The organism is Agrobacterium sp. MA01 (assembly GCF_009650195.1).
Classification (GTDB): domain Bacteria; phylum Pseudomonadota; class Alphaproteobacteria; order Rhizobiales; family Rhizobiaceae; genus Allorhizobium.
In genome coordinates, this window is the sequence record NZ_CP045854.1 from 3,707,287 (window position 1) to 3,725,078 (window position 17,792).

Genomic DNA, 17,792 nt, shown 5'->3' on the forward strand with positions numbered 1-17,792 from the left:
CCAGATACAGTCGGCCGGTCTCTACAACGATAAGCTCGAGGCCGGCTTCGTGATCTTCAATAGTCTTCGCCAACAGGGCTAGGTTCGCGATGCCTTGAGGTGCACATTGCGATGCCGTCGGGAGGGGGCATCCACTCCATCAGCCCTCTTCGATCGCTGCAGGAATTTCTGTACCTTCAGCGACCATCAGGTGTCCCGGGCCGTTCATGCCGCAACCCCTGTGATCATGGCGATGATTTCGTTCTTGTCGGTCTTGGCCGTTTCCCTGATGCCAATCTGCTGACCCCGGCGCAGGACACAGATGCGATCAGACAGGCGGAATACCTGATCAAGGCTATGCGAGATGATGAAAATAGCAAGTTTACGTAGCTTCAGCGCCTCAATTGTCGCCTCAACCCGTGCGGTTTCGGCAACCCCAAGTGCTGCTGTGGGTTCATCGAGAAGGACGAGCTTTTTGGCCCAATGTGTGGCGCGCGCAATGGCGACACCCTGCCTTTGACCACCCGACAGGTCGCGGATGGTAGCGGAGGCCGAAGGGATGCGCACATCAAGTTCCTTCACCAGAGCCTCGGTTTCCGCGATCATCCGTTTACGATCCAGCAGGCGAAGTGGGCCTTTCACGGGTTCGCGGCCCAGAAAGAGGTTCATGTAGACCGTCTGTTGGTCGGCAAGGGCAAGGTCCTGATAGACCACTTCGATCCCACGCTCGCGCGCAACTGAGGCATCGGCAAAGCTGGCGGGTTCACCATCCAGCAGGATCTCGCCCGAGGATGGGGGGTAAACGCCCGAGATCATCTTGATCAGTGTGGATTTGCCGGCGCCATTGTCTCCTACCAGAGCCACCACTTCCCCCGCATTAAGGTCAAGCGAGAAGTCCTGAATCGCGGTGACACCACCGAATGACTTGCGGATGTTCTTGAGTTGCAGAACTGGGGTCATGATATTGCCTTACGCAAACGGGGCCAGGGCTCTGGCTGACCAAAAATATTCTCAATGGATATGACCTGCGGGTTGCCAGTCGAGATTCCGGCGATCCCCACGGAATAGGCGCGAGTGACGAAGGCCTGGCCGCGGAAGCCGAAAACAACGGTGTCGCCGGTGCGCGGTGGCGTTGGCCCGGTGGCGTCGATCATGCCGTAGTAGTCAATCGCAGCAGGGGGCGGGATTTCAACCGACCGCAAGGATGCGGCATCAACGGTCGGTTCAGGGCCAACCAAAGCCTGCACATCATATTCCGGGAACACCGGATCAATGTAGAGCCCGCCGCCAAAGCAATAGGCGCGACCAGCGTGCAGGTGGCTGACTTCGGTCAGATAAAGAACGGCGGGACGTTCTGGCAGGTCATCCACTGCATGCAGCGGCGTCGTGCCATGCAGACCATTGCCCGGCTCCACCTGCGTCGCGCCTGCTTCGGCCAGTGCCTGCAAGGTGACCAGCGATGTCGTGCCGGGGGCGTTGATTTCAAGGTCTGAAAAGCCAGCCCGGCGTAGCGCATCTGCGGTGCGCTGCAGGGTGGCCAAGTTCGGGGTATGGCGCACTCTACGGCTGGCATGATCGTAAAGCTGCGCTGGGAAGGTGGTAATCCCGGCGAAGCACGCGCCATCCAGCGCGTCGATCCGGCGCGCGGCCTCAACCGCAGCTTCAGCTGCAAATCCGCCTTCGTGACCCCGGTAAAACGTATCACCTTGGGTCTGGACGCGGGCAAGAAGGGCTTGTTCGCGGCCCGACGCCTTTGCAGCAGTGGCCGCCTCGGCGGCCTTATCGTCTGAAAACACCGTCCAATAGTCGGGTGCAAGGTCACGCGCGGCCATGGCGGCTTCGGCGCGGGGCACTTGAACCAGATGACCAAGATGGCCGATCCGCAGGCCCGCGTTTTGGCATGCGATGGCACAGGCCATGTCTACGGCCACCGCCCGGTCAATTCCACCCGCCATCACAGCGCGGGAAAACCCAGTATTACGGCTGACCTGCTTGGTCATTGCATAGACCTTCAGGCCCAGTCGGTCGCCCTCAGCGCGCATAATGCGAGCGTTTTCGGTAACAGCATCCAGATCGAGAACATAAGAATTCGCGGGGATCATTCCGGCCTGATGCAGGGACTGTGCGGTCCGGATGAAATCAGGATTGCGGCGGCGCAGGACGTCAAGGAACATGAGGAGCCTCCTGTTAGCGGTTGGGTTCGCGCAACGAAACGGCAACGGCAACCAGTACGATCAGGCCCTTGATGATCATCTGCCAAGAGACGGACAGGCCCATCAGGATCAGCCCATTTGACAACATGCCCATCATCAGACTGCCGACCAGCGCGCCCGGAATAGTCCCCCGACCGCCGCTCAAAGCTGTGCCACCGACGATGACAGCTGCGATCACCGTCATCAGATCGCTCTCACCCAAGGTATAGCGGGCGGCCTGTAGGCGGCCTGCATAGAGGAGCCCAGCCAGACCCGCGCAGGCCCCAGACAGCACCATGACCGAAAGCCGCAGGCGCACGACGCGTATACCAGATACCAGGGCCGCCCTCGGGTTGTCGCCTGTGGCCAGAACATGTGCGCCATAACGGGTTTCCCGAAAGATCAGATGGCCGATTACCAGCGCTGCCATGGTCCAGAGAACCAGCGAAGGGATGCCGAAAACGCGGCCGCCGCCGAAGACAGCGATGAATGGCTCTGCGGTGACAGGAATGGATTGCAGGTTCGACAACTCACGCGCCAGTCCGGCGACGACGCCCATAGTGGCCAGTGTGACCAGAAAGGAGGGCAGCCGCGCATAGGCGACAATAGCACCGTTCACCAGCCCAACGGCCATGCCGGTTGCCATTCCAGCCAGCACGCCAATAGGCCAAGGATAGACCCGCATCACCATGGCCGCGACGATCGCGGCCAATGCAACGGCAGCGCCAAAGGACAGGTCGATTTCCCCAGCTGCCAGCACAAAAACAAGCCCGACGGCCAGCACCGTCGCGGGCGCCGTCTGCAAGACGATGTTGGTCAGGTTCTGGGCCGACAGAAACCCGCGATCCCAAAGCATAACCGAGAAGAAAAGGAAGATCAGAACAAAGCCGGCATAGACGATCAGTCCCTGCAAGGCGGCGCGCGAGGGGAGTGTAAAGTTCATAACATGCGTCCAAACAGAGAGAAGGGCGAGAAGTGGTGCTGCGCCAGGCGACGACCGGGCGCAGCAGGTCGCATCACTTCAAGGCGTCGAGCACTGACTGCGGCGCGTCTTTGTGCAGGGACTTCTGCCAGCCCTCGACGACGTTATCCTTGGTGACGGTCAATGCGGGGGCGACGATGAAGGGCGGGTTTTCGACCCCCAAGACGGCGCGGGCACCAACGGCCGCCATGGCACGACCCAGCTCGTAAGCCTCGTCAGCGACGATCCCGGCCACGTTGCCACCTTTGACCATGTCAAGCGCGATGGGTTCCGACAGGTCCAGCGTCACGATCTTGGTTGTGGTGTTGCTAGTCGCGCGAAGAGCTGCCAGCACACCTTCGGCCGGGCCCGCCCAAGTGACGTAGATGCCACCAAGATCAGGGTTTTGCAGCAGCATCGCATTGGCGATTTCTTCGGCGCGTGCCGGGTCGCTGATCCCGGCTTCGGCCACAATCTGCATGTCGGGGTAGTCATTCTGGATCGTGGTCTTGAAGGCGTTGTCGCGTTGGTTGGTGACGTAATAGGCAGCATCATGGAAAATCCAACCGACCTTGCCCTTGCCACCCATCGAAGTCGCCAGAACATCTGCCGCCTGTTTGCCCATCTGGAACAGATCATCTGTTACAATGGCGCCATAATCCGTGGGGTGTTTGTAGTTAGCAGGCAGGTTCGACAGGAACACCAGCTTTATGCCGGCTTCGCTGGCCTTCTTGAACGCTGCAGCTGAAGCCACCGGATCCAAAGGCAGCGACAGAATGATATTCGGTTTCAGTGCCATCGTGGTTTCGACATCGGCCAACTGCTTGGCGCTATCAAACCCAGCCGAGGTGGTAGCGACAACTTCGATCCCCAGGCGGGTGAACTCATCAGTCGCACCTGCCGTTACCGCGTTCACGAAGTCGGCCTGGTCGTGCCAGAGCAGGGCCGCCTTGAGACCTTTGACTTTAAGTTCAGCCGCCTGCGCTTCGTCCAAGGTGATTTCGGACGCGGGCGTAGCTGCCTCGCCCGATGGCCCAACGGTCTGCGCGCTGGCGGAAAGTGCCAGCAGCGTGAGCACCGAAAGCGATGCCAGAAGTTTCCTCGTCGCAATTTTCACGGTCGTTCTCCCTGATGTTGGCCCGATCACTCGGGCAGGATTCCGCAAGTGGTGGCGATGAAAGCCGCGAAGGCCAGAATGCCGTCGTGGTAGTCCTTCAGCGGCACCCGCTCGAAGTTGGTGTGGCAGATCGAGATGTCACCGGGCGCGCAGTAGACAGCCGGGATGCCGATCGTCTGTGTGAGGAAGGGCATTTCCGACCAGAACGGTGCCCCTTCGATGCCGCCGCGATCCGGGCGGACAGATGCAATGCAGTTGGACAAGGTCCTGACCAAGTCATGATCAACCGCAATGCCGGCAGGCGATCCGCCGCGTGGATGGTCACGCCCAGCTGGAAAGACGATCTCGATGCCGATATCCGCCGGGGTCGCTGCGCGGATCACCGCTTCGAGTTCGGCGGTCGCGCGATCAAGGCTGTCACCCGGCAGCAGCTTGCCGATCATAGAGAAACGGCATTCGCCAGGTACTGCGATCAGGCCGCCGGCCTCAAGCCCTGTAACCAATGTGAAGGCCCGACCCAGTAGCGGATGCTCGCGGGCTGTTGAAAGCTGGTCGGAATGATCCCAAATCGCCTGCAAAACTCTGTGCGCGGCCCGCAATGCGTCCCGGCCAAGATCGGGGCGACCAAAGTAGGCCGCTTGTCCGGTTAGCTTCACGTCCGCGATGTAAAACCCTATCTGCGTAGGCAGCACCTGCAATCGTGTCGGCTCGACATAGACAGCAAGGTCAGGGCGGGGAAGTTTGCCAGAGGTGACGGAATTGGCCCATTGCCGCACGCCCGCGCTGATGCCCGTTCCAGTCTCGCCGCTCTCTTCGTCGCCGACGAAAGCATATGAGACGCTGCCTGCGAGACGGATGCCCGACCGGTCAATCAAGTCCAACGCGGCCAGCGCAGTGCATATGCCTGCTTTAAGATCGGCAGCACCACGCCCCCAAAGTTCGCCATCGACGACTGCCGCACCAAACGGGTCTTGCTGGGCGTGACCAGCCCAATAATCCCTCCAGTCGCGAGGGTGGACCACATCGGTATGCCCAATGAACAGCAGGTCCGGACCTGTTCCTGCGCCGGGTCGTCGCCCGCTTATGTTGGGGCGGCCCGCGAGGAATTCCTCGACACGTGGTGAAAGGCGAAGGCGCTCCATCTCGGGCCGCAGCATCGCAACCATGTTGGCCTCGTCACCGGTGACCGAGGCCGCTTGCACTGCCCGTGCCAGCAGATCGGTCGCTGCGGCCGTGTCCAGACGGGCGCGCAGTCGGGTGATCAAGGTGTCGCGGCCGGTCATTCTGCTGCCCTCGGGATCAAGCCAGGCTTAGGCGCCGGGAGCGTTACGACTGCACCCGGGGCGGACTGAGCAAAGAGCGCCGTATGCAGTTCGGTAAGGCCGATCGCCACGGCACCGCTGAGAGCAGCGTGGTTGCCAAGCAGGCTTGGAACGACACGGATTGGGAAGGGAAAACAGCGCGCCAGCTCGGCTTCGGTCGCCGCGATGATCTCCGGGCGCGCGCCAATCGAGCCACCAAGGATAACGACCTCGGGCGCGATCACAGCGCCTAGTGTGGCCACCGCGCGGGCAAGCTGCCGGGCTACGCCGTCAAGGACAACCTGTGCTGCTGCATCGCCTTCTGCGGCAGCTGAGAATATCGCTGGCACTTCGATGGCGCGCCCAGTCGCCGACTGATAAGCCGAACGGATACTCTGAGTGGCTGTCACTCGTTCAAAAGCACCAACCCGCAGTGACTCGGCCTCGAACGGATCGGCGCCAAAGGGCAAATAGCCAAGTTCCCCTGCTGCGCCGGACGCCCCACGCAACAAGTTACCATTCACGATCAGGCCTGCACCAATGCCGGTTCCCAGGGCAATGAAAGCGAGATGGTCGATCCCGCGCCCTGCCCCAAGCCATTGCTCGCCCAGAACGGCAAGGTTGACGTCATTCTCCAGCATGACTTGCGTGCCGGTTTCCTTAGACACGGCACCCCGGAAATCAAAACTATCGATTCCTGCAATGTTTGGCGCGAAGCGCACATATCCAGTGGCCTGATCCGGGACACCCGGACAACCGACAACCGTCTGCCGAACCCGCGTCCGGTCGACATTGCCTTGCATGACCGCGGCCTCGACCAGCTCACCTATTTGGACCGCAACGGCCCGGCCACCATCGGGATGGGTCGGAGCGACAACTTCTGCGACGATAGAACCGGCCAGATCAACGATGGCCACACGAAGTTTTGTGCCACCCAGATCGACGGCAGCCATGAAAGCACTGTCTGGGATCAGTTCATAGGTCGTGGCCGTACGACCGACGTGGCCAGAAGTCCGGCCCGTTTCGCTGACCCAGCCTTCCTCTTCGAGGATGCGCACGAGTTCCGAGACCGTTTGCTTTGAAAGCCCGGTCTGTTTCGAGATCGAAGCGCGCGAGATTGGTCCGCAATGGATGATCGACTGCATCGTCATGCAAAGCGAAACCTGCCGGGAAAACGAGTGGGACTGGGCGGGTTCCATTTAGCACCTTATTAATTCGTTCTGTTGACGAACTAACTATGGCGCTGTGATTTAGTCAAGCAGAATCTGATCCGAAGGCACCAATGCACCGGCGGGCGTCTCCGCCGGGCCTTTAGGGGAATCCCTTCCTTTCAAAACGGGAATTCGTCACAGCGGTCGGTACGGTTGCGTCGGTCCACTTAATATAGTGGATGCGACGATGACCGAGGACATTCCCTTTTCGCAGTACTCTGCTGTTGCCTTGCCGACACCTCTAAAGCAGGTGATGCGGTACCTTTCGGCGTCCATGCCTGGATAGTCGTTTTCGTCGCGCATCACGCGACCGTCCGAGAGTCCGGGACGCGAGATAGCAAGGGTGAGGTGGTGATCTTAAGGCCGCCTTGGGTGATTTGGACTTCAGGACGCTGAAGGCAGCCAACACGGCCCGGACTGACGCGGGTTGCACGATTGAAACCGAACAGGCTTAGGTGATTGTTGGTCGAAGGGATGGCACTGGCGACCGGAATGATCGGGGGCCGTTGCAAAACATGTCTTCCCTCGCCCTGCTAAGATGGTTTGCTCAAAGCCCCCCCATGCTGCTGGTCACCACAGAACCCCTTCCCGCAATATCTGCCCACACCTGATGAGAGTTAAGAAATACCGTCTGGACGGCTTTCCAAGTGCTGTACTTGCCGCGCTTCATCACCCGCGACAAGGCCGACTATTATCGGCACCTTCAGGCCGTTCGGGACACAGGGGACTGGGCGGCTTCGGTCATCTATATGCTCGAAGCCGTGGCTGAGACTTCCGCCACGACCGTTGCTCGGGCGAGAGTGACTACTTCATCAATGCGGCGTTGGTGAAGCTCTTTCTGGACCTCTCGGACGGCCCGTAAGGCGTCACTCAATCTGAAGATTGGGTGAGAATCCGGCGAGAATTCGTGGCACGGCATCTGTCAGCCGCTCGGCGTCAGACAGGCTAAATGCCCGGAGTCACATCCGGGCCGTGACCACGGCCTTCTTAAAGACTGTGGGGGCGATGTCACATCATTGGCGGCAGGCTCAAGACGGTTGGTCAAAGCCAATCGAAAGTTCAATGCGACGCGCAGCATTCTTGACCGCTGTCGCGAGTTCATCCGCACGAGCATCAGCTTGACTATCCGCCAAGACAATCGAGATGGTAGCGGCGCAAGCTCCTTGCTCATCGCGGATAGGAGCGGCTATGCAAGCAACCGCATATTCGGATTGCCCCATCTGGATGGCAAGTCTGCGCTGAAAGTCCTCTGACGACTGCCGGGCAAGAACCAGCGGATCGGTTTCAGCTCTACCCGTTGGTGATGACCGCGCCGACCTTGCAAAAGCTGCGATACGCTCGCCTTCTTCGAGATGCCCAAGCAGAAGGCGGCCCGATGCTGTCCAGTTCAGCGGGACCCGAGTCCCCACGTCCGACGTCACGCGGAAGTGCCCTTCGCCTTCCACCATTGCAATCACAGTCATCATACCTTCGTCGCGCGAACACAGTTGCACCGTTTCGCCCGTTTCCTCACAAAGCCGGCGCATCTCACGACGGGCTTCCGCAAACAGATCCATCGAGGCACGGTAGCAAAGACCATAGCGCATAAGCCGAGGCCCGAGCCAGATCTGGCCGTCGCTTCTACGGGTCAACATTCCTCGTTCCACAAGTTCATCGACCAGACGGTACACAGTCGATTGCGGCGCACCAATTGCCTTGCAAAGCTCGTAGGCGTTCATCTCACGATTTGTTTCCGTGAGTGAATCAAGAATTTGCAGGCTGCGATCGATTCCGCTTGTGCGGGAACGCGGTGTGTCTTCCATGCTCCACTCCTGAACTTTTACTCCCTTATTATGGGAGCTAGGCGCGATTGCAACCCCTGGCGTCAAGATAGCCAACTCATGTATGCAGCTACCCCTCCGTTGCGTGCATCGTCGGCATCATCGGCGGAGTGTGGAATTGAAGAGGCAGACAATAGAACTTCACGAAGAGTTCGGCCCACGATTTCCGCTTCACCAGGGGCCAGATTGCAGGGATCAAGCTGGAAGTAGCCCAACTCCACTTCATGATTGCGTACGACAATCGCTGGATCCAGGCGGCCTAAATGGAGCGCGATCGCAGCTGCAGTCGAGCCCGCGACTTCCGCATCCACGTCGATCTGTAGCCGGTCAAGCGGATTGCCGGTTGGATCGGACACAATGCGAGGCAGTATGCCGGGGATGCCGGCAAACTGAGACATCCACATCTCCAGCGCAGAACGTTCAGCGGAGCGAGCAGCGGCGTGGTCACGAGCCATCCACATCTCCATCGCGCAAATGGCACCTGCCATGCTTTCCTTGCCAATCTTCATACCGCGGCCAATACCGATGTTTTGAAGGTATGCTGCACGCACGAGATCGCGACGGCCAGCAATGATGCCGGCGGTCGGGCCGCCCATGAATTTGTGAGCAGAATAGACTGCAAGATCGGCCCCAGCAGCGATGAAACCCTGCAGGTCATACTCGGACGCCGCATCAACAATCACCGGTATCCCTGCGGAATGACAGATTTCAACAAATCGGGCGAATGGGATCTGGCCATAGTGAACCACATGGTGGGATACGACATAAAGTCCCGCAGCCGTCATTGGGCTGACGCCACCACGCAATTGATGGTCCATGGCCAAGGTTGACTGCCCGATGCTTTTGACTGTTGCTCCGGCGAGTTCAATGGCCGTAGACACCGGGGCACCATAGCCGCAGAGATGCCCGGCCTGAACCAAGATTTCCGATCTGGGACCAGGGTTACGGGGCAAGGCCTCTGCGCGAACTGGGTCAAGTCCGGTCATGCATCCTGCTACTGCAAACGTGATGCCCGCACTTGCTGACGCGGTTAGACAGCCAGCTTCTGCCCCCGTGAGAGCGGAAATGGTTTCACTGGCCCTTGCCTGCATCTCGTGAATGCGCAGAAAGTGACCCATGGCTTGAGCCGTCGCATGAGCAACCTCGGGATGCGCGCGACTGGCACCAAGCGATGTCATGGTACCGTTCACGTTGATAACGCGGCTCAATCTGTTTGCGTCGTGCCACGCCCAGTCGGAATTGTCTTGAATTGTATGTTGAAGCGGCATGATCTCGTCCTTCCGCAGTCAGGGCTTAAGCTCGAAGATGCCTTCGATCTCGACAGGAATATTGTTCGGCAGCGATGCGACGCCCAGCGACGACCGCGCATGGATACCGCCTTCGCCAAAGACATCATGCATCAGACGAGATGCGCCATCGATCACTTCTGGATGTCGTTCGAAGCCGGGGACGGCATTAACGAACCCGACCAGCTTTACCACACCGGCAATGCGGTCGAGCGTGCCGAATTCATCGCGTAGCACAGCGAGCATATTTAGTCCGACGAGACGGGCATGGTCAGTTGCGTCTTGTGCTGTGATCTCGTCACCAACTCGCCCTCTTATCAAAGTACCGTCTGGTCGCACCGGGCCTTGGCCCGACACGTAAACTGTCCCACGGTCGATACGCAGATTGCGAAAAGCACCAATTGGTGCCGGAGCGGCCTGGGGCAGCAGCAGCCCCAGCGATTTCAGTCGCGCCTCTGGGGTTGGCTGGGTCTGTTCCACGTTCATGCAATGTCCTTCGTCTTGATGCAGTGCGCGGTGTGCTTATTCCCGACCAGAACAGGGGCCGGGAAAGCAATGGCGCAGTCGGGTTCTGCAAGTCTGCACCGTGTGCGAAACACGCAGCCTGACGGTGGATCTAGCGGACTGGGGATATCACCGGGCAGAATTTCGCGGGCTTTTCTGTGGCCGGGATCAGGGCTTGGGATGGCCGAAATCAAGGCGCGGGTATAGGGATGTCGAGGTTCGTGATAAACCTGCGCTGCCGGCCCCACCTCAACGACCCGCCCGAGATACATTACCGCGATCTGGTCACAAAGGTATTCCACTACAGACAGGTCATGGGCGATGAACAACATAGTGAGGCCGCGCCGTTCACGTAGCTCCATCAGCAGGTTCAGCACCTGCGCCTGGATAGACACATCAAGTGCCGATACGCACTCGTCCGCCACAATGAACTCAGGGTCCAAAGCGAGTGCACGAGCGATGCCGATACGCTGACGCTGACCTCCTGAAAACTCATGAGGATAGCGATCGGCGGCTTCGGGTGAAAGTCCAACTTCGCAGAGAAGATCAGCCACCTTGGCGCGCCGTTCGGAAGCTGTGCCCAATCGATGGGCGATCAGTCCTTCAGCTACAATTTGTCCTACCTTGAGCCGGGGATTGAGCGAGGAAACAGGATCCTGGAAGATAAGTTGCATTCGCTTGCGAAGTCCGCGCATGGCCCTTGCATCAAGCGTGTTGATGTCTGTGCCTTCCAAGAAGGTCTGTCCGGCGGTGGGCTCGGTGAGGCGCAAAAGAGCTCGACCAAGTGTGGTCTTGCCTGAGCCGCTCTCCCCAACCAATCCGGTGATAGATCCGCGTGGAATATCCAGATTGACATCCGTGACCGCATGAACTTGGCCCCGGACTGTCGGAAAGCTCTTGCTCAGACCGCGCAGACGGAGAAAGGCATCAGACATGAGCCTGCTCCCTCAGTTGTGGATGATGGCAGGCGACCTGAGTACCCAAGTCGAGGTTACGCAGACTGACAGGCGCAGAACAATCAGCATCTGCAAGGCCGCATCGCGGTGCGAAGGCACAGCCCGATGGAAGAGCGGACAACGCTGGGACGACACCAGGAATTGGGACTAGCTTCGTACCCGGTTTTCGACCTGGGCGAGGAATCGAGGCCATCAGACCACGCGTATATGGGTGAGCTGGCATATCGAATAACGGTCCGACATCACCTGCCTCTACAATCGAGCCGGCATACATCACGGCCACATTGTCGGCGATTTCCGCTACAACGCCCAGATCGTGGGTTATAAACAGGATCGACATGCCCATTTCCGTTTGCAAACGCCGCATCAGATCCAGGATCTGCGCCTGCACGGTTACGTCTAAGGCGGTGGTCGGTTCGTCAGCGATTAGCAGACGTGGACGACAGATCAGCGCCAGCGCAATCATCACGCGCTGGCGCATTCCCCCGGACATCTCGTGAGGATACTGGTCCAGCCGAGTGGAGGCTGCCGGAATTTCCACCAGCTCCAGCATCTCGATTACGCGACGACGACGAGCGGGGAGATCGAGCCCTTCGTGGACAAGCACCATTTCACCGATTTGGTCACCCACTGTGAAAAGCGGATTGAGCGAGGACATGGGCTCTTGGAAGATCATCGCCATATCCGCGCCGCGAAGGCTACGGCGCAGCCCCGGCTTTGCATTCAGCAAGTCGATGTCGTGACCGTCTCGCGCCGAAAAACGAATATTGCCACCAAGGATCCGAGCGTTCGATGCGAGAAGCCCCATGATGGCGAGCGATGATACCGACTTGCCCGATCCGCTTTCGCCAACAAGAGCAAGAGTTTTGCCGGTAGCCACCTTGAACGACACATTCCGTAAGGCGGTGACTGTCCCGCCATGTCCTTTGAAGCCAACACTGAGGTTTTCCACAGACAGCAGGGTAGTCATACCCCCCTCCGGCCGGCGGGTTGCCAGTCTTTCCCGATCAAGGTAGCAACGGGTTCCAGCATCCTGTTCAATATGGCGTGATTTCCCAGACTATCGACCACATCATGAGCCGTTTCGTTCACTCGGAAGAGTGTGAAATCAGCCCGATGCCCAACCTCAGGCACCGGTTTAAGGCCCATTGTCTCGCGGGGATGGCTGGTGATGGCGGTGATGGTATCCTCGAACGATAGGCCAACGGCCATCAGCTTCGAGGCAGTGGTGGCCAGGTCTTTAACCGCGTCATCAATATTTCGTAGATGCAGGTCGGTCGAAATCGACCACGGCTTCAACCCATCGCCAATCGCCGAACGGGCGGTCGCGAAGCAAAACGACGCTTGCCCATGGCCGATATCCATCCGTACGCCCTGGTCCGACAGGCGAAGAGCCTGCTGGAAAATGGCGGCCGTATCGCGAATTGACCCCGCCTTCTTGCCGTTGAAGCAATGGGTGACGATGTCACCCGGGGTCAGGATATCGAAGATCTCATCAATGAGGGGCGGTGGCTCGCCCACATGGACCATCAGCGGCAGATTGCTCATTTCGGCGATGCGCTTGGCAATCTTGGCAGGCGTGATACCCCAAGCCCCTACGATGACACCAGATGCGCGTACCTTCACACCGCAGATCACGTCTCGATTGGCTTCGATCACTGCAAGGGTCCGATCCACATCGATTGAGCGCATATCGATCAACTCTGACACACGGTTGCAGGCAACAAGCCCGATAGACCCGATATTGAGGAAAGCCCGAATGGTTTCAGCGGCCGGGTCGATAATGTACTCGCGCAAACCGAGGAAATTAGCCTCGCCAGCCGATCCGGCATCCGCCATCGCTGTTACGCCGTAGGCGCGACCGGCCTGTTCGGCGCGGACCGAGATGTCGGTGCCGCCATGCCAGACATGCACATGTAGATCGCACCAACCCGGAGACAGGAACTGTCCGCCACAATCGATTGCCTGCGCACCATGTGCGGGTCCGTCCAACAACCGCCCATCGTCACCGACATAGATTGCCTGCGCTTGAGGCATCGCAACGGAACAAAAGTTGGTCAATGTCAGTGCCATCGTTAAAGCTCCTTGGAAATTTTGGGGTCAAGCGCGTCACGCAACCCGTCGCCGGTGATCTGAAGTGACAAGACAGAGATCGAAATGGCGAGGCCGGGGAACAGGATCAGGAAGGCAGCCGCATCGATGTATTGCCGTCCCTCATTGATCATCGTGCCCCAGGTCGGAATCGACGGGTCAACCCCGACACCAAGGAACGACAATCCCGCTTCTGCCAGCATCGCGTACGCGAATATGAAGGTAGCCTGTACAATGACCGGTGAGACGATATTGCGCAGTACATGATTGCGGATGATGTAGCCGGAGCTTGAACCAAGCGACCGTGCTGCCTCCACAAACGGCAGTTCACGGATAACCAAGGTCGATGCGCGGCTGATGCGTGCGAACCGCGGCGCATAGACGATGGACAGCGCAAGCATCACATTGAAGACTGACCCGCCGAAGATAGACACGAGCGCGATTGCAAGCAGGATGTCCGGGAAGGCCATCATGGCATCGACGAGCCTGGACAGCGCGGTATCCAGTGGCCTCACAAAGCCGGCCAACAGCCCCAGCGTAACGCCGATCAAAGTTGACAGGATTGCCACCCCGAGTCCGATCAGAAGTGAGGTCTGCCCCGCATGCAACAAGCGTGACAACACATCGCGACCGTAGGCATCAGCGCCCAGAAGAAAGACTTCTGATGGCGGGGTCAATCGCGCCCGGACTGACATCTTCATTGGATCTGCAGGGGAAATCATTGGCGCCAAGAGACACAAGGCGACGACTGTCAGGAACAAAAGGAATGCGACAAGAACGCTGCGTCGCGCGAATAGAAGCCGAGTGAAGCCGGGTGTGGTGGCGATACTGCTGCCTGCCATCTCTCGAGACCTTTCAATATTTCACACGCCGGTCGATAACGGCGTAGAGCAGATCGACGACAAGGTTGATGACGACATAAAGTGTAGCAACCACAATCAGCGTGCCTTGGATGACAGGATAATCGCGCCTCAGCACTGAGTTCACGACAAGATTTCCCATACCGGGTAAGTTGAATACTCGCTCGGTTACCACTGCACCCGACACCAGCAAGGCGAAGGTAAGACCAACGACAGTGACGATGGGAATAGCCGCGTTCTTCAGCGCGTGGCGCAGGATGACGCGGCGCTCCCCCATACCCTTGGACCGCGCAGTCCGGATGTAGTCCTCGCCCAGCACATCCAGCATGGAGGCGCGTGTGAAACGGAGGATCAGCGCAGAATTCACAATTCCGAGGACCAAGGAGGGCAAAAGGAGATGCTGCATCCGCTCCAGAAAAACAGCATCCGGACCACCGTAGCCGGACGATGGAAACCATCCCAAATCCGTGGCGAGATAGCGCTGGAACAAGAGGCCAGTCCAAAAGGAGGGAATGGAGGCCGCAAGCATCGCCAGTGAAACAGCGCCCTGATCCAGTAGTGATCCGCGCCGGTAGGCGGCATAGATCCCAATCGGTGCGGCAATCATGACTGCAAAGAGGAGCGAAAAGAGTGCAAGGAACACAGTCGGCTCCGCCCGTTCGGCCAGAACTTGGGTAACCGGCTGGTTGAAAAAGATCGATTGTCCAAGATCGCCCGTCACAACACCTGCGAGAAAGGACAGATACTGGATGAAGATCGGGCGGTCCAATCCCAGACGTTCTCGCAATGATGCGGCATCAGCGGCTGTCGCATCAGGCCCAAGCAGAAGCGCTGCTGGATCACCGGGTGCGAGCCTGACAATCACGAAAGCGATCGTCAGAACAAAGAAGACGACAACGACCAGACCGGCTAGCCGTTCGAGGACATACCGCCACATTATAGGGACCTTTCAAGAGGGAGGAGCGGGCCAGAAAACTGACCCGCGATAGTTCACAACCCTTAGGGTTTGGCGGCATTCCAGAAGGAGGGCCAAGGCGAGAGATTGACGCCCGTGAGACCCTTCCGTTGACCTTGCAGGGCGGCGAAGCTGCCAGTCTTGATGAAACCGACATCCTCCATCAGATGCCCTTGCAGCTTTCCGAAAAGCTCCAACCTCTTGGTCGGATCGGTTTCCGCAGTAAAGGCGGCAAGGACGGCATCTTTCTCCGCATTCGCCCAGCCGAGCCGGGACGTAGCGAAGTAAAGATCGGTCAGCGCTGGTTCGGGGAGAAACGGCGAATGCGTGATGTAGATGTCCCACGCTGTCGGGTCATTACGCTGCTGCCCGAGAGTGGCCCAGTCAACCACATCCATCTGCACGGTAAAACCGGCTGCCTCCAGTGCGACCTTGGCAACTTCCGCCATTTTAAAATGGAACTCGTATTGGCGTGAAGTCAGGATGCGCAGAGGGGTTCCGTCATAGCCAGCAGCCTTCAGAAATTCGCCGGCTTTCGCTGGATCATTGACATTGTAGAGCTCCGTACCGTTCGAAACTGACCAAGGCCAACCTTCAGGATACATGGACGCCTCGGTGGCAAAGAACTTGTCGTCACCGAAAGCCGCAAACATCATGTCTTCGAAAGGCAAAGCCGCTTGCAAAGCCTTCCGGATGTCGCGGTCAGTCAGCAAGCCCGCCTTGTGATTGACTGCCCAGACAGGCCAGCCGAAGCCATCAAGCAAAACAGGCTCCGCCGCGTTACTCGTGGCAATTCGGTCGTAGGCTTCGACGGGAAGTCCGTCGGCATAGTCGAATTGACCCGACAACAACCCCTCGACACGGGTGTTGGCATCAGGAACAGGTACGAAGCGGAGTTCATCGGCCAAAGCGGCTCTGGCACCCGCCGTACCGTCGGCAGGCTCGCTGCGTGGCTTGTAGCCATCAAACCGAGCCAGTTGGATGTATTGATCAGGCTTATGCTCGACAACGCGGTAGGGCCCTGTCCCGACGATGGCACTCAGTGTCTCGCCAAGAACTTCCTGGGGGTAGACGGCGGCAGCAGAATTCGAAAATGCCAACAACGACAGAAGAGGCGCATAAGGTTCCGTTAGCGAAATCTCAACGGTCAATGGGTCGATAGCCGTGATCGCCGCGATACGTTCTGCCACCCCCTTGCCTCGGGTCGATTGGGCCTTCCAACGCTCCAAAGAGGCAACCACATCGGCGCTATCCATCCCAGATGCGTCATGGAAGATGATGCCATCGCGAAGCTTGATCCGATAGGTTTTTCCCTCGTTCGAGATTTCCGGCAGTGCTTCAGCGAGGAGTGGAGCGATGTTCCAGTTGCTGTCGAATGTGTAAAGCGTCTCGATGAAGTGCTGCGTAACAATGCTGACCACGTCTTGGGTGGACATCATCGGATCGAGTGACTGCGGTTCACCAATGATGGCAATGTCGAGCTTGGTTTGAGAAACGGCTGGACTTGATATGGCTGTCCCCACCAACAGCGTAGTAGCCGCGATAAACTTGAGTGTTCGCACGAGAGCCTCCCTAATAGTGGAACATACCACCTTATTTCGGCATTATTTTACATAGCAGTCAATAGCGTATTTCCAGCGTTCTCGATGACCTTCTGAAAATTTTCACGTCTTGAAACTCAAAGACTGGCGCAATAAGATGCCATAATTGCAATCTACATTCCCTTATAAGGAAGTTTCATGGAAGTTACGGCAGGCGGCGAGTGCATGATGGAGTTGTCAGGCGCGCAGGAACTGTGGCGCCTTTCCTATGCCGGAGACACGTTCAACACGTGTGGATGATGAAAGGATGCCTTGGCGACACGCTCCACGCCGACTTTCATTCGGCCTTCGGCGCAGACGCTTTTTCCCAGCGGCAGATTGAGTTTATGGCTAGCAACGGCATTGGGATCGCACAAAGCCGAACCGATATACCCTTCCGCCTAGGCATCTATGCTATCTCTTTGACCGAAGAAGGCGAACGCTCGTTTACCAACTGGCGCGAGACCTCTGCTGCCAAGCGGCTTGCTCTGGGACCAAACCTTGGACCGCCGGGAACTAGAGTTTTCCGGCTGTCAAACCACCGACGTCGTGCTGCCGGCGCTGCTCATGGCGGTGTGGTGACGCAAGCCGAAGGATCAGGTGTTGGTCCACTCGGATAAAGGCTCGCAGTTCACCAGCATGGACTAGGCATCGTTCCTCAAGCACCACAATCGGGTTCACTCGATGAGCCGACGCGGCAACTGCCATGACAATGCGATGGCTGAAAGCTTCTTCAATCTTCTGAAGCGGGAGCGGATACGCCGCAAGGTCTACCGTTCACGCGATGAAGCTCACCAGGACGAGTTCGACTACATCGAAATGTTCTACAATCCCAAACGCAAGCACGTCAGAAACGGAATACTGTCGCCCGTCGAATTCGAGAAGCAACAGAAAATCTAACCCGAGGGTGTCTACGAAACTCAGGGCTATTCAGGAGAGGAAACCAGGAAAGACGTCGCGAGACGGCTCGGTGAAACTT

15 protein-coding genes and 1 pseudogene are annotated in these 17,792 nt (G+C 58.3%); 1 reads left to right on the plus strand and 15 read right to left on the minus strand.

The window, feature by feature from the left end:
• Positions 1-204: 204 nt before the first annotated feature.
• From GH983_RS17725 to GH983_RS17795, 15 genes are all read right to left on the minus strand, one after another.
• The gene (locus tag GH983_RS17725; protein WP_054149571.1) at positions 205-939 is read right to left on the minus strand and encodes an ATP-binding cassette domain-containing protein; all 735 of its coding nucleotides are present in this window, start codon (positions 937-939) and stop codon (positions 205-207) included.
• Positions 936-2,153 (minus strand): alanine racemase, encoded by a 1,218-nt coding sequence (locus GH983_RS17730; RefSeq protein WP_054149572.1) that lies wholly within the window; start codon positions 2,151-2,153, stop codon positions 936-938. The genes GH983_RS17725 and GH983_RS17730 overlap by 4 nt, the downstream gene beginning before the upstream one ends.
• A gap of 13 nt (positions 2,154-2,166) precedes the next feature.
• On the minus strand, positions 2,167-3,114 hold the full coding sequence (locus GH983_RS17735; protein ID WP_054149573.1) for an ABC transporter permease: 948 nt from the start codon (positions 3,112-3,114) through the stop codon (positions 2,167-2,169).
• A 73-nt stretch (positions 3,115-3,187) separates the two neighbouring features.
• Complete coding sequence (locus GH983_RS17740) at positions 3,188-4,249, minus strand: substrate-binding domain-containing protein (protein ID WP_371418369.1); 1,062 nt, start codon at positions 4,247-4,249, stop codon at positions 3,188-3,190.
• A 26-nt stretch (positions 4,250-4,275) separates the two neighbouring features.
• Positions 4,276-5,415: a M20 family metallopeptidase gene (locus tag GH983_RS17745; RefSeq protein ID WP_246727429.1), complete on the minus strand. Its 1,140-nt coding sequence runs from the start codon at positions 5,413-5,415 to the stop codon at positions 4,276-4,278.
• 113 nt (positions 5,416-5,528) lie between these two features.
• The gene (locus GH983_RS17750; protein ID WP_236759265.1) at positions 5,529-6,695 is read right to left on the minus strand and encodes an ROK family transcriptional regulator; all 1,167 of its coding nucleotides are present in this window, start codon (positions 6,693-6,695) and stop codon (positions 5,529-5,531) included.
• A 1,094-nt stretch (positions 6,696-7,789) separates the two neighbouring features.
• A complete protein-coding gene (locus GH983_RS17755) occupies positions 7,790-8,563 on the minus strand; it encodes an IclR family transcriptional regulator (protein WP_083229642.1) in 774 nt (257 codons plus the stop codon).
• Positions 8,564-8,625: 62 nt separating this feature from the next.
• Complete coding sequence (locus GH983_RS17760) at positions 8,626-9,849, minus strand: aminotransferase class V-fold PLP-dependent enzyme (protein ID WP_153763125.1); 1,224 nt, start codon at positions 9,847-9,849, stop codon at positions 8,626-8,628.
• Positions 9,850-9,867: 18 nt separating this feature from the next.
• Complete coding sequence (locus GH983_RS17765; RefSeq protein WP_153763126.1) at positions 9,868-10,353, minus strand: RidA family protein; 486 nt, start codon at positions 10,351-10,353, stop codon at positions 9,868-9,870.
• Complete coding sequence (locus GH983_RS17770; RefSeq protein ID WP_069042971.1) at positions 10,350-11,306, minus strand: ABC transporter ATP-binding protein; 957 nt, start codon at positions 11,304-11,306, stop codon at positions 10,350-10,352. The genes GH983_RS17765 and GH983_RS17770 overlap by 4 nt, the downstream gene beginning before the upstream one ends.
• Positions 11,299-12,297 carry an ABC transporter ATP-binding protein gene (locus GH983_RS17775; protein WP_069042970.1) on the minus strand — a complete coding sequence of 333 codons (999 nt, stop codon included), beginning with the start codon at positions 12,295-12,297 and terminating at the stop codon, positions 11,299-11,301. Before GH983_RS17775 ends, GH983_RS17770 begins: the two co-directional genes overlap by 8 nt.
• Complete coding sequence (locus GH983_RS17780) at positions 12,294-13,400, minus strand: amidohydrolase/deacetylase family metallohydrolase (protein WP_069042969.1); 1,107 nt, start codon at positions 13,398-13,400, stop codon at positions 12,294-12,296. The genes GH983_RS17775 and GH983_RS17780 overlap by 4 nt, the downstream gene beginning before the upstream one ends.
• Positions 13,401-13,402: 2 nt before the next feature.
• The gene (locus tag GH983_RS17785) at positions 13,403-14,260 is read right to left on the minus strand and encodes an ABC transporter permease (RefSeq protein WP_069042968.1); all 858 of its coding nucleotides are present in this window, start codon (positions 14,258-14,260) and stop codon (positions 13,403-13,405) included.
• A 13-nt stretch (positions 14,261-14,273) separates the two neighbouring features.
• On the minus strand, positions 14,274-15,215 hold the full coding sequence (locus GH983_RS17790) for an ABC transporter permease (protein WP_069042967.1): 942 nt from the start codon (positions 15,213-15,215) through the stop codon (positions 14,274-14,276).
• Between the two features lie 62 nt (positions 15,216-15,277).
• Positions 15,278-16,795: an ABC transporter substrate-binding protein gene (locus tag GH983_RS17795; RefSeq protein ID WP_083229641.1), complete on the minus strand. Its 1,518-nt coding sequence runs from the start codon at positions 16,793-16,795 to the stop codon at positions 15,278-15,280.
• Positions 16,796-17,356: 561 nt separating this feature from the next.
• Here GH983_RS17795 and GH983_RS17800 point away from each other — a divergent pair.
• A pseudogene (locus GH983_RS17800) lies at positions 17,357-17,713 on the plus strand (IS3 family transposase); the annotation flags it as partial.
• Between the last annotated feature and the right edge of the window lie 79 nt (positions 17,714-17,792).

Excerpts from the sequence above, each read along its gene's own strand:
- GH983_RS17725 (WP_054149571.1), bottom strand. The coding sequence starts at position 939 with ATGACCCCAGTTCTGCAACTCAAGAACATCCGCAAGTCATTCGGTGGT.
- GH983_RS17730 (WP_054149572.1), bottom strand. The coding sequence starts at position 2,153 with ATGTTCCTTGACGTCCTGCGCCGCCGCAATCCTGATTTCATCCGGACC.
- GH983_RS17735 (WP_054149573.1), bottom strand. The coding sequence starts at position 3,114 with ATGAACTTTACACTCCCCTCGCGCGCCGCCTTGCAGGGACTGATCGTC.
- GH983_RS17745 (WP_246727429.1), bottom strand. The coding sequence starts at position 5,415 with ATGGTTGCGATGCTGCGGCCCGAGATGGAGCGCCTTCGCCTTTCACCA.
- GH983_RS17750 (WP_236759265.1), bottom strand. The coding sequence starts at position 6,695 with ATGCAGTCGATCATCCATTGCGGACCAATCTCGCGCGCTTCGATCTCG.
- GH983_RS17755 (WP_083229642.1), bottom strand. The coding sequence starts at position 8,563 with ATGGAAGACACACCGCGTTCCCGCACAAGCGGAATCGATCGCAGCCTG.
- GH983_RS17760 (WP_153763125.1), bottom strand. The coding sequence starts at position 9,849 with ATGCCGCTTCAACATACAATTCAAGACAATTCCGACTGGGCGTGGCAC.
- GH983_RS17765 (WP_153763126.1), bottom strand. The coding sequence starts at position 10,353 with ATGAACGTGGAACAGACCCAGCCAACCCCAGAGGCGCGACTGAAATCG.
- GH983_RS17770 (WP_069042971.1), bottom strand. The coding sequence starts at position 11,306 with ATGTCTGATGCCTTTCTCCGTCTGCGCGGTCTGAGCAAGAGCTTTCCG.
- GH983_RS17775 (WP_069042970.1), bottom strand. The coding sequence starts at position 12,297 with ATGACTACCCTGCTGTCTGTGGAAAACCTCAGTGTTGGCTTCAAAGGA.
- GH983_RS17780 (WP_069042969.1), bottom strand. The coding sequence starts at position 13,400 with ATGGCACTGACATTGACCAACTTTTGTTCCGTTGCGATGCCTCAAGCG.
- GH983_RS17785 (WP_069042968.1), bottom strand. The coding sequence starts at position 14,260 with ATGGCAGGCAGCAGTATCGCCACCACACCCGGCTTCACTCGGCTTCTA.
- GH983_RS17790 (WP_069042967.1), bottom strand. The coding sequence starts at position 15,215 with ATGTGGCGGTATGTCCTCGAACGGCTAGCCGGTCTGGTCGTTGTCGTC.